Genomic DNA, 12,467 nt, shown 5'->3' with positions numbered 1-12,467 from the left:
ATGGAACAGCCAATGAAAGTAAGTATATTACTCGTAGACGATCACACGGATAATCTGCAGGTAATGGAGCATATTCTTAAGAGTCCTGAATTGAATTTGATCAAGGCAGGTTCTGGAGAAGAAGCGCTCAAGGCACTTCTGGATGAACCAGACGAAGTCGCATTGATCTTCATGGACGTAAGGATGCCCGGGATGGACGGCTTCGAAGCGGCAGCATTGATCCGCCAACGGGAAAAATGCGCGAAGATACCGATTATATTTCTTACCGCCTATGCAAATAACGAAACTGGTATGTTCAAAGGATATTCTTTGGGAGCGGTGGATTTTTTGGTAAAACCAACGGCGCCAGAGATCCTGAGATCTAAAGCAGCTGTATTCGTCGATTTACATAAGAAAAATAAAATATTGAGGATCCAAGAAGAACTTCTTAGACAAAGTCATGATGAGTTAGAGATCCGTGTAGAAGAGAGAACTTTTGAGCTACATAGAGTGAACAACGAGTTAATGACCGAGATTACGGAGAGAAAGAGGGCTGAAGAAGCATTAACAGCTTCCTTAAAGGAAAAAGAAGTTCTGCTAAGAGAGATTCACCATAGGGTAAAGAATAATCTTCAGATCGTTTCAAGTATCCTAAGTCTGCAAGGGAACTATATAACGGATCGAAAATCTTTAGAAATGTTCCAGGACTGCCAATCTAGGATCAAGTCTATCGCTCTAATCCATGAGTTATTGTACCAAAATGAAGATCTGGCACATACAGATTTCCAAGAGTATCTGAACAGTTTGGTTACTAATCTTCTAAGGACCTATAGAGTAAATTCGAGGATCAAATTTGAAATACATGCAGAATCTGTTCATCTAACTTTAGATACTGCGATACATTGTGGGTTAATTGTAACTGAGCTCGTTACAAATTCATTGAAATACGGGTTTAGGGACAGAGAAGAAGGAACCATCCATATTACTATTACATCTAAATATGAAGAGTATTCATTGACTGTAGAAGATAATGGGGTAGGTTTTCCGGAAGAAATTGACTATCGACAAACAGATTCTTTAGGTTTACAATTAGTCAATACTTTGACCCAGCAAATTGACGGAAGTTTGATCTTGGATCGGAGCAAGGGGACTAAGTTCACTCTAGTCTTTCGAGAAAGGAGCCGAGTCCGAAAATGATCTCCAGCGAAGCAAAAATACTGATAGTAGAAGACGAGAATATCGTCGCCAAAGATATACTTAGTAAATTGTCTGATCTTGGTTATGATTTTGTAAGTATCGCTTCTACAGGGAATGAAGCATTAAAAAAAGTTTATTTAGATAAACCGGACCTTCTGCTCATGGATATAATGTTATCTAGGGGAAATTACGACGGGATAGAAACAGTCCAAGAGATTTTAGACAAAATGGATCTACCGGTAATATATCTTACCGCTTATGCAGATGAATCAACTCTTCTTCGAAGTAAGCCTACAAGACCATACGGGTATCTACTAAAACCATTCCAAACTAAAGAGTTACAAATAGCGATCGAAATCGCTTTAAATAAGCATGGGCTGGATAAAAAAAGAAAAAGAGAAAGAAGGAATATGTCGGCTATACTACATGGAGTGAAGGACCTTATTAAGACCACTTCGGAAGAAGCTGGTGTTTGATGATTAGGCATAAGAAAGAATATTCGAATTTATTAAAATTAGAATATTTTCGGAGAATTAATGAAAGACACTAGGATTTTGATCGTAGAGGACGAGGGACTTGTTGCTCAGGATATCCGTCATAGATTGATACGGATGGGATATCCGGAACCTAGTATTGCAAATACTGGTGAAACCGCGGTCAAACAAGCAATTGCACTTCAACCTGACCTGATCCTGATTGATATAGTCCTTGCAAACGGATATTTGGATGGGATAGATGCAGCCAAAAGGATTCGAAAATTTTTAGATGTTCCTATTGTATATATAACTGCTTCTTCTGATTCCCAAACATTAACCAGAGCTAAATTAACAGAACCGAATGCATATATTCTAAAACCTTTTCAGACAAGAGAATTGCAGATAGTGATTGAACTGATATTATACAAACATGAAGTAGAGAAGGAGCTGATGGAGAAGGCGAGACTTGTTTCTACAGAACTTCGGAATATGCCCGAAGGGGTTATCGCTTTTGATTCCCAAGGGCAGATTTCATTTATGAATTTATCTGCAGAGAAACTCACTGGCTGGCTGGAATCGGACGCAATCGGAAAACCTCTTGGTGATGTATTGAGTATGAAAAACCTTCCCGATATGGAAAATTTCGACTTAGACAATCATTTAGCTGAAAAAATTCCTTTGGAATCAGTTCCTTCCCATGGACTTTTACTTTCAAAGAATGGACTGAGCACTGAGGTGTTTACATTCACTAAGTCCGTTCCTAAAAATAAGGAAGTCGACGTAGATCGTATTTTAGTGATACGAGACTACGTCAAAAAATAGATCCTAAAAAGATGCCCTTATAGAAAGTCGTATCGATCTTGGCTGAGCGGGATGTGTGTGAATATCATTATATCCTCCTTCGTTAGGGCCGACTGGTTCATTTTTCAGTCTGGATGCATAATAATAATCTATATCGCTAACATGAGCATTCAATAAATTGAATACTTCAAAGACGACACTCAAGTCTTCTCCAAAATTCTTTCCGAATTGAAAATTCGCAGTTGTAGTCGCAGGAGATCTAACAGTGTTGTCTTCGATCAAAGATCGATTTCCAAAGTATCTCACTCTAAGAGATCCGAAGAAGCCATCAGGATTTTTTAAAGTAACTCCGGAAGCCAATGTGTGCCGGATCGAACCTGGAATATAATTCCCGGAAGGATCATCATCTCTAAATCTGGATCTGGAAGTTGCAAAGTCGGCATCTATCATAAGCCAAGAATTGTAAGAATAGTAATTAGCCCATTCAAATCCTTTTCGAGTGCTTGGTCTGCTCGCTTCAGTAGTTCCATTGTCACCGGTAAACAAAAGTTCCGAATTCATATCCAATTGCCAAACTGAAAATGTAGATTGCCAGCCGTGGACAGGCTCGGTTCTGAGTCCAACTTCTCCACCTCTTGTTTGGACTAATGGATCTGCAGAGTCTGTTTTTTGAACCACACCTCTTGCATCATTACTGTGGAATCCATATCCTCCGCTTATATAAAATTCTGTCTTTAACCATGGACCTATGATAATACTTCCTTTTGGGCTATAGATGCTTGCATTTCTATCTGATCTTTCCTTTGTTCCCCAATCATCTACATTAAATTTATAATAATCTCCTCGTAATCCTAAGACTGTTCTAAATTTTTTAGACCATTGTATTTTGTTTTCATAATATAAACCGGAGCTTAATTGAATTATACCATCTTCTCTAACTGTATCTAATCTTGCTCTTTTTTCTGTATGGAAAAGACCATTCTGGATATAGTCTCTTCTAATCTGAAGTCCGATCGTATTCTCCATACGAATGCCCCAAAAATCGCTGATGTCTTTATAACTGGATTTACTGCCAGCAATGGTTCTTCTGTCGGCTTGTTCGTGCTGATCTCCTCTTATTGGATCATCTAAATAATAAGTAAAGTTAGAGAATAATCGCAAATCATAATATATTCCGTAAAATTGAGTTTTTGCTTCGTATCCTCTTTCTAAACGATGGGCTTCAAAATTAATACTGGCTCTGTTTGACCATCCACCATCGTTATGATCCACACTTTCGAATCTACTCAAACCTGAATCTTGATCTAACCAAGAGTCTCCCATTCTAAGAGCTCTTTTAGGAGCTTGTCCCGTAGAATGCCAGCTGCCTTTATAACCCATGACGCTAATGCTGAATCCTTTCTGTTTATCCCCTACAGAATAACTTGTGATGCCATTTACCCTTCTGAAGTTATCCGAAATCACCCAAGGACCATCATTATGGGAAGCTTCAAATGCATATAAAAGATCTCCCGGTCCTAGTTTGTGAGACTTTGCTATAAGAGTTCTTGCATAACCTAAGGTGCCACCTTCGACATTTGCAATTCCTTTTGTCAAACTTTTGAAATAAGAAATATTGAAAGCGCCGGCCGATGCAAAATCTCCTTGATCCGCATAATAGACACCTTTTTTATATTGCATTTGTTCCACAAGTTCCGGGATAAGAAAGTTTAAGTCTGTGTAACCTTGTCCGTGAGCGTGGCTAACGTTATTGACAGGCATTCCATCTACATTCGAAGCAAGATCGGTTCCGTGATCTAAATTGAAACCTCTTAGGAAGAATTGGTTTGCTTTTCCTCCACCGCTATGTTGCGTTACAATCACCCCAGGGATTAATTCAGCGATTTCACCCTGTCTCATAATAGGTCTTGTTTTAATTTGATCAGAGCCAACAACACCTTCACTCGCGGAAGAGGCTATACCAATCAAATTGGATCTTCTATCTCTTATTACGATCGCATCTGGTCTGTATTCAGAGATCTTTTTCTTAAGTTCTAATTTTTCTGCTTCTGTTCTTTCTTTTCCGTTAGTCAGCTTAATCTCTTCATCCTGAGAAAGAATAGGTGAGAAGATTGCGCATATAAAATACGATATGGATATGCCTAGGCCGGCAATCCGGAGAAAGTTTTGTTTCATGTTTTCGTCCGTTTTATTTGGAAAACTTCCGAAACAAAGATAAACTAACAAATGTTAGTCTAATTTATGTCAAAATGAGAATATATAAATATTCTAATGCAAAAAATTAGGAATTTACCTTAGTTTGCGGGAGCCCCGATTTTTAACTTTCGGGGCCCTTCGCGAATGCACGGACGTGCTTGGCGAGAATGCTAACATACCTAACCTCGAGGTTTTAGTCTGCAGGGAGATCTGGCTTGCGAAGTGAGAACAAAAAGAAAATATCTTTCTGATCTGTTTCGATCACAGTTGCGGGTCAGCGTGGGAGTTACACCCAACTTCATCCTGAAAGTTAAGTCGATCATTGGAATCGTCTTGTTTTATTCAACGAAAAAAGTTTTATAAGCTTCAAAAATATTATTCTGATTTATTTTGCTAATGTTTAATTTATTTCTAATAATTCATTAAAATTGGTAATTCCAAAACTCCACAATTCCCAAGTTTAGAATGAGGAAATTCCTGTAGAGAAAAGTTTTTATAAAATCTAGAGAGAACGAATCCATGGCTGCAAACCGCAATATTATTTTTGTTATGTATTTTTAATAAATTTAATATAGTTGTGATGATTCTCTTCTCCGCTTCAGACTTGCTTTCCCCACCGGGAAATCTAAATTGTTTGTGGATCGTATCTAAACTTTTCCAGGCAATAAACGAGTTTTCTCCGAATAAATTGGAAAGATCTGATTCTAAAACTCCTTGTGCTTCTCCTAAATATATCTCCCTAAGCCCTGGATGATATATGATCTCGATCCCTAATATGCGGGCAATCTGTTCCGATGTATCTTTTGCTCTTCTTAGATCACTGCTAAAAATGATTTCTATTCCTTTATCCTTCAATTTGTAAGCTAATTTGATGGATTGTTCTATTCCTAGCTCTGTTAGACAGGTATCAGTCTGTCCTTGTAACCTTCTTTCCCGATTCCATTCTGTTTCTCCATGTCGTATTAGGAAAAGATGATATTCTTTATTTTTCATAAAATAAATTTAAGATTTGAAGAAGGTCCTAAATACGAAATGAACCGTCTGTCCAAGGCCTAAAAACAAGAGTGTAGAAAGAATGGAGGTTAAGAATATAATCCTATTTGCGTCTAAGATTAAATTTGGTATCAATTTATGATCTGGATCTCCTAATTTTGGTTTCTCACTTGGAATTCCCGAATAATAATTTCTACCTCCTAATTGAATTTTTAAGGCTCCGGCTAAGGCAGCTTCGCAAAGTCCAGAATTTGGGCTGGGATGCTTTCTTCCGTCTCTGATGAGTATTTTCAAAGATCTTAATGGATAAAAACCTAATATGGCGGAAGAGATGCAGAGTATTGGAGCAGTCAGTCTTGCTGGAATATAATTTGCCAAATCATCTATTCTGGCAGATGCCCAGCCAAATTTCAGATAGGTTTCATTTTTATAACCAAAAATTGAGTCCAGTGTGTTGATTGAACGATAGAGCATTGCAAAAGCAGGGCCACCCAGTGCGGCAAAAAAAAGGGGGGCAGTAATTCCGTCCACGAGACTTTCTCCCACGCTTTCTATACCCGCTCTGATAATTTCAGGTTCTTTTAAATTTGCAGTGTCTCTTCCCACAATTCGACCAACCATTATACGAGCCTTTTTTAGATTGTTTTCGTGGAGCGCGGAATAAACATCCTTACTATGATCCAATAGATCTTTTAAGGCGATACTTGTGTATATGATGAATGTAGACGCTAATTCTGCTAAAAAAGGATGAATAAAGCGAGAGAATCCTATGATGACCCAAGGAAATATAAAGGAAATAGAATATACTGAAAAAGAAGTAATGATTCCTGCAAATTTTTCAGATGAGATATATCTTCTTGTGACCTTCTCCATATATCTTGCAAATTTTCCAATTAAACGAACCGGATGAGGGAATCCCTGGGGATCTCCGAAGCCAAGATCTAAAAGTAATGAAGCGGGAAGGATCCAAATTGAATTCATTTCAATCCTAAAATCCGATAAATTTCAGGCATATTTACTGAATTTCTTACTTCATCCGCTAAACGATCTAAATTCGTTTCTAATTCATACCTCGCCTGAATTTCGTTTAACGGACTCATTCCTTTTCTAATTCGGATTTTATCTAAAAAGGATCTTCTAAACTCGTCTTCGTCGAATACTCCGTGTAAGTATGTTCCCCAGACTCTTTCCGAAATTCCTTGATGACCTAAACTTTCGCCTAAGTTATTTTGGAAGATAGATTTTGCGGATATCTCTTTCGTATTTCCATGGTGTATTTCATATCCGGATACTTTTTTCCCAGAAAGAAGATGGATACCTTCTGTTTGTTTCAGTAATTTCTCTTTTTCTAATATTGTTTTAACTCCAATCAAGTTTAAGCCTTCTGCGGAACCTAAATTACTTTCGATTTGGAATGGATCGTGTACGGATTCTCCCAACATTTGGTAACCTCCACAAATGCCTATAATTTCTGTTTTTCTTTCTTTATGGAAATTTAAAATGATTTCTGAAATCCCTGATTGTTTCAGATAGTTTAGATCTGTGATTACGTTTTTACTTCCCGGAAGAATTAAAACGTCTGGGTTTCCAATCTCTTCCTTTCTTTGTGCAATCCTGACTCTAACATCTGGTTCAATTCTAAGAGAATCGAGATCCGTATGATTGGAGATCCTGGGTGTATCGATTAAGACAATATCTATCCTGTTTCCTAATGGAGAAGTATCACTCAAACTTCCCGATTTGAATTCTAGTGAATCTTCTTCGGGCAGCCTGAGATCGTTTAGGAATGGAATAACGCCGAATACATTTTTGCGAGTGGTTTCTTCTAAGTATTTGATACCAGGATCGAGTAGACTTTTTATCCCTCTGAATCGGTTTATTAGAAAACCAGAAACTAGTTTCCTTTCCCATTCGGACATTGTTTCCATTGCGCCGACGAAAGAGCCGAATACTCCTCCATGATCTATATTGCCTGCCAATAGTACTTTTGCCTTGGCATATTCTGCCATTCTCATATTTACAATGTCTTTATCCTTTAAATTGACTTCAGAGACTCCTCCGGCTCCTTCTAAAACTAGCATATCGAATTCATCCGAAAGAGAATCATACGATTTTTTCACCTCGTTAAAAGCACTTAACTTGAATTTCATGTAATCTCTGAAATCCATTGCCTCTATTGGTTTTCCATTCAGGATAACTTGTGAATCTTTTTCGCTAGAAGGTTTTAGAAGGATAGGATTCATTCTGTAATCCGCTCTGATCTTGCAAGCTTGAGCTTGTAATGCTTGTGCTCTGCCTATCTCTGCACCTTCATGAGTCACAAAGGAGTTTAGCGCCATATTTTGGGACTTAAATGGTGCAACTCTGAAACCGTCTTGGGTAAAGATCCTACAGAATGCGGTCGCTAAAATACTTTTTCCGACATTGGAGGCTGTGCCTTGGAGCATAAGTGCGGGCTTTGCTTTTTTTGTTTTAGGAGATTTGAGAGTATTTTTAAATATAGTTCGAAATGCTTGTATAAGCCTATCGTTTTCTTCGGGAGTTTTGATCGCGATTCGTATATAATAATTATCGAATCCTTTGAAATTGTTGCAGTTTCTGATCCCAATTTTGAAATCTTTAAGAAGAAGATATTCTAATTCTGAAATATTATATTTAAGTTCTAAACATTCCAAAAGAATGAAATTCGCATTAGTATTATAAACCCGAAAAATTTTTAGTTCTTCTAATTCTTTTATGAATATGCTCTTCCACTCTAACAGTTTTTCATTTGTTTTTAATAAAAACCCATGGTCTTCTCCAAATTTTTCGATAATAGAAGCACTTAAACTATTTACTGACCAACTGGGAAGAAGTTCTAAAATTCTGGATGCAATCTCGGATTCTATTAATAGTAATCCTATTCTAAGTCCGGGAAGCGCTAAAATTTTAGTTAAGGACCAGAGAACGGCGAGATTTTCGGATCTATAATTTCTAAAGGAAACATCATCAGAGCAAAAATCTACAAAGGATTCATCTATTACGAAAAAAGAATTTTTAAATTCAGAAGCTATGTTTAGGATCTTTTCTCTATTTAATAATCTTCCTGTCGGGTTATTTGGATGTCCTAGTATAATTAATATTTGTTTTGCTGAGTTTATCTGTAAAATCCGGATTAGTTCCTCATAGTTCAATTCAAAGTTAGAATCTTTTTGCAGAACAATTTCTTGGATTTGAAGTTCAGCTAATTCTATACTTTTTTTATAGTCGATATAAGAAGGCTGGGCGATTACAGCGAGATCAAACTTTTTGATCTTTGGAATTATGCGAATAAGTTCAGACGCACCATTTCCCAAGACGATTTCTTCCTTTGGAATGTTCCAATTTTTCTCTAAAGAGATTCTTGCATCCGTATAATTTGGATCCGGATAATGTATTAGATCACTTATTTTGGAATTAATCAATGGGCGAATCCAATCTGGAAAACCGAGTGGATTTAGATTAGAGGAGAAATCTAAAATTTCCGAAGGATTGACTCCCGCAATATTTGCCATCTTATATAGATTGCCCCCATGTGGACTAATTTGGTCCGATTTCATAAGCAGATCTCCGAAGCTGGTTTGATCGGGATTGAAATTCCACTAACTAAGAAATATACTCTATTCGCGAAAGAGGCAAATGTTTGATTACAGATCCCTAATAGATCCCTGTACAATCGCCCTTCTTTATTTTCCGGAACAAGTCCCATTCCGACTTCGTTCGTGACCAAAAACACAACTTTCAATTTCGAACCCAGTATATGTTTTCCTAATTTTGAACAAACATCTTCGATTTGATCTTGAGTAAGGTTTCTGTTTTCTTTATTTGCTTTAAACATTAGATTATTAATCCAAAGACTTAAACAATCGATTAACACAATTGATTTGGGAGGAATAGAATCTAATGCAGTAGAAAGTTCTATTTCTTCTTCGATTGTGATCCAGCCTGATCTTTCTTGCTGGTGTCTTTGTATTCTTTCATCCATTTCTGAATCTATGCGTGGGCAAGTTGCCAAAAAAAACTTTTTCTCTTTTGAAAGGTTTGCCTTTTCTAACGCGAATCTACTTTTCCCACTCCTGCATCCGCCTGTAATTAAAATTAACTCGGCCATTCACATCTCCTTGTGGAAGAAGTTCTAATTAGATCTGTTAAAACAGCCTGACCATTTTTGAATATATCTACGTAAACAAGGGTAGATGGAGACAGTTTGAATTTTGTATAGAATGACGCTGGGATATTTAAAAATGAACAAAGTAAAATGGAGAGAATTCCTCCTTGCGCTAGAATTAAGATATTTGGATCCGAAGAAGAGAGAATATACTCTTTGAAAACCTCTGCCCTTGATTGGAATTCATGTAAACTTTCTCCTTTGGGAAATCGAAATGACGGGGAGAAGTCTGCGAATTTTTTCAAACCTTCTAAATTTATTTCTGCAATTTCCGAGAATGATTTGCCTTCCCAATCTCCAAAGTCCAACTCTCGTAACTCTTCTTTAATCTCTGGTTGAGATTCATTCTGAAATTCTAATGATTCGAAAAAATCTCTACATTGTTTTGCGGGGCTTAAATATATTTTACCTTTTAAGAATTTTTCTTGGATTTTTTCATTTATTTTATCGATCTCCTGAACTTTTTCTTTGGAGAGAGGAACTTCCTTTCTTCCCAAATATCTTCCCCCATATTCAGAAGAAACGTGAGGATGTCTGATCAAACATACTGATTTTTTCATATGTTTGATAAACTCTGATATCTTTTGTTCATAGAGTTTCTGGATATTTTCCATTTAAGGATCCCATTTGTAACTGCTTCGTATGATGTGGCTCCAATTAAATGCCCAAAGGTTGTATGTTTTCCCACATAATCTATTTCAGTCGTTCCAATCGGAGAAATAATCCCGATACAATCTGTGCCAGTGCCAGTAGCATAATTTTTTTCGCTTTGTATCTGGATCTCTGATTCTAAAACCGCTAGGGTCCTTGCCTCGGACGCTATTGAGATCGCTTCTATGCTTGCGGAGAAGGTAAGTGCCTCGGAAGTCTGAATGAGTAAATTGATTGTTCCTATTTTTTTAATTTGTTTTAGAATATCTCCTACTCTTACTGCATTTCCTAATCCCACTGTTGCAATTGATCTAACATGTAAGCCGTCCAAACTTTTTTCGGACACGGAGTAATCTAAAAGAGAAGCGCTTGTCATAAAGCCTAAAACTTCTTCTTTTTCTCCTTTGACTGCTAATCGATTTCTATAAAATTCTTCCGGAATAGTTTCAGGACTTAATTCCGCATTGGAAACTTTTAACCAATACACTTTATTGGTGGTGAAATATCCTCCTCCAACGACCGCCCAACTTAAAGAAGAATGGGGCTTGGATAGTTGGAGTTCCAACCAGGTGGAAGAAACTTCGATTTGATCTTTCTGAAAAAAGTTCAAACTTCGAATCTCCTACATGAAGATATAAAGTTTTTCGGAATTTCAGGATTAGAGGCCCAATGTGCATGCACATAACTTGCTAATACGTTCGAAACCGTATAACCTTCTCTAAAGGTTTGTTCGGATTTACGTTTTCTGATATGGTAAGAGAATAATGACTCATCTTCATTTTCTAAAATGAGGTCTGAATACCTGAATTGGTGTCCTCTGAATCTGATGCCTGCTTCACCTAAGATAGTTCTTTTCTCCGTATGAACTTCAACATAACCTAAACTTTTAAGTTTAGGACCCATGATCGCTTTGCCAGGGATAAGTCCCACCATAGGAAAACTTTGTCCTTCTATATTTTGGATCTCCGAAGAAAGATACATCAATCCGCCGCATTCCGCATAGATTGGCCTTTCTAAATTTGCAAAACTTTTTATCTCTTCGATTAGGCTTTTATTTTTTGATAGATTTTCTGCGAATAGTTCTGGATATCCTCCACCAAAGTATAAGCCATCCACTTCTGGAAGTTTGATATCTTTCAGTGGGGAAAAGAAAACCAATTCGGCTCCTTCTTCCCTTAATTTTTTGAAATTCTCTTCATAATAAAAATGGAATGCTTCGTCGTAGGCTACACCAATCTTACATTCTTTAGGTTTCCCCTGAGATTCTGCTGCTACTTCTGAAAGAATGGGAGGAGCTGAATTTGCAATTTCCAAGATCTTATCTAAATTTAGCCATTCCTCTGATAAATTTTGCCAAAAAGTAAGTTTTTCTTCGGTTAAAATATCTGGGCCAGCAGTCCTAAGTCCCAAATGTCTTTCCGGAAAAGAGTATTCATAAGACTTAGGAAATCCTCCTAAGATAGGCAAAGGAATACTTGCAGTTTCTATAATCGATAAGTGGTTCTTACTTCCTATAAAATTTGCTATAAAACCTTGGATGGGAACTTTCGGATCATGATTTTTAATACCGGATGCGACTGCTGAAAAAGTTGCTGCCATTCCGGATGCATCTATTAATATTATAGTTGGGGCCTGTAGCCATTTTGCAATTTCTGCAGTAGATCCCGCTTCCGAATTGGGAGAATGACCGTCAAATAGACCCATCACTCCTTCAATAATCGAAATGTCTGAACCTTGGCTTGCACTTATAAAACTGGAAAGTACTGATTCTTTACCCATCAGCCATCCATCCAAATTTTGACAGGTTTTGCCTGTAACGAACGAATGATAACCTGGATCTAAATAATCGGGTCCGCATTTGAATACGGAAACTTTTAGGCCCTTAGCTTGTAATGCCTTAGTGAGTGCTATCGTAAATGTAGTTTTTCCGGTCCCGCTCCCTGTGCCGGAGATCAGTATCCTAGGTATATTGATATCTTGTATCATAT

Annotated in this window: 11 protein-coding genes; 3 read left to right on the top strand and 8 right to left on the bottom strand. The window is 37.3% G+C overall.

Annotation, left to right across the window (positions count from 1 at the left end):
• Positions 1-12: 12 nt before the first annotated feature.
• From B1C82_RS18640 to B1C82_RS18630, 3 genes are read left to right on the top strand one after another with little or no spacing between them, the layout of a single operon-like run.
• Positions 13-1,176 (top strand): sensor histidine kinase, encoded by a 1,164-nt coding sequence (locus B1C82_RS18640; RefSeq protein WP_086449358.1) that lies wholly within the window; start codon positions 13-15, stop codon positions 1,174-1,176.
• Positions 1,173-1,652: a response regulator gene (locus B1C82_RS18635; RefSeq protein ID WP_086449084.1), complete on the top strand. Its 480-nt coding sequence runs from the start codon at positions 1,173-1,175 to the stop codon at positions 1,650-1,652. The genes B1C82_RS18640 and B1C82_RS18635 overlap by 4 nt, the downstream gene beginning before the upstream one ends.
• 60 nt (positions 1,653-1,712) lie before the next feature.
• A complete protein-coding gene (locus B1C82_RS18630; RefSeq protein ID WP_086449083.1) occupies positions 1,713-2,474 on the top strand; it encodes a response regulator in 762 nt (253 codons plus the stop codon).
• Positions 2,475-2,477: 3 nt separating this feature from the next.
• Here B1C82_RS18630 and B1C82_RS18625 read toward each other — a convergent pair whose 3' ends face one another.
• The 8 genes from B1C82_RS18625 to B1C82_RS18590 form a co-directional block, all read right to left on the bottom strand.
• The gene (locus B1C82_RS18625; RefSeq protein WP_086449082.1) at positions 2,478-4,628 is read right to left on the bottom strand and encodes a TonB-dependent receptor; all 2,151 of its coding nucleotides are present in this window, start codon (positions 4,626-4,628) and stop codon (positions 2,478-2,480) included.
• Positions 4,629-5,060: 432 nt separating this feature from the next.
• On the bottom strand, positions 5,061-5,642 hold the full coding sequence (locus B1C82_RS18620; RefSeq protein ID WP_086449081.1) for a histidine phosphatase family protein: 582 nt from the start codon (positions 5,640-5,642) through the stop codon (positions 5,061-5,063).
• Between the two features lie 9 nt (positions 5,643-5,651).
• On the bottom strand, positions 5,652-6,623 hold the full coding sequence (gene cbiB, locus B1C82_RS18615; protein WP_086449080.1) for an adenosylcobinamide-phosphate synthase CbiB: 972 nt from the start codon (positions 6,621-6,623) through the stop codon (positions 5,652-5,654).
• Positions 6,620-9,220, bottom strand: a complete 2,601-nt coding sequence (locus tag B1C82_RS18610; RefSeq protein ID WP_086449079.1) for a cobyric acid synthase — start codon at positions 9,218-9,220, stop codon at positions 6,620-6,622. Before B1C82_RS18610 ends, cbiB begins: the two co-directional genes overlap by 4 nt.
• Positions 9,217-9,771, bottom strand: a complete 555-nt coding sequence (cobU, locus tag B1C82_RS18605; protein WP_086449078.1) for a bifunctional adenosylcobinamide kinase/adenosylcobinamide-phosphate guanylyltransferase — start codon at positions 9,769-9,771, stop codon at positions 9,217-9,219. The genes B1C82_RS18610 and cobU overlap by 4 nt, the downstream gene beginning before the upstream one ends.
• On the bottom strand, positions 9,759-10,388 hold the full coding sequence (locus B1C82_RS18600) for a histidine phosphatase family protein (protein WP_234008368.1): 630 nt from the start codon (positions 10,386-10,388) through the stop codon (positions 9,759-9,761). The genes cobU and B1C82_RS18600 overlap by 13 nt, the downstream gene beginning before the upstream one ends.
• Positions 10,385-11,089: an adenosylcobinamide amidohydrolase gene (locus B1C82_RS18595; protein ID WP_086449077.1), complete on the bottom strand. Its 705-nt coding sequence runs from the start codon at positions 11,087-11,089 to the stop codon at positions 10,385-10,387. The genes B1C82_RS18600 and B1C82_RS18595 overlap by 4 nt, the downstream gene beginning before the upstream one ends.
• On the bottom strand, positions 11,086-12,465 hold the full coding sequence (locus B1C82_RS18590) for a cobyrinic acid a,c-diamide synthase CobB (RefSeq protein WP_086449076.1): 1,380 nt from the start codon (positions 12,463-12,465) through the stop codon (positions 11,086-11,088). Before B1C82_RS18590 ends, B1C82_RS18595 begins: the two co-directional genes overlap by 4 nt.
• Positions 12,466-12,467: the final 2 nt, after the last annotated feature.

It is taken from the genome of Leptospira venezuelensis, from assembly GCF_002150035.1.
Lineage (GTDB): Bacteria > Spirochaetota > Leptospiria > Leptospirales > Leptospiraceae > Leptospira_B > Leptospira_B venezuelensis.
The sequence above is the reverse complement of the archived record's forward strand: the minus strand, read 5'-3'. Positions and strand labels throughout refer to the sequence as shown.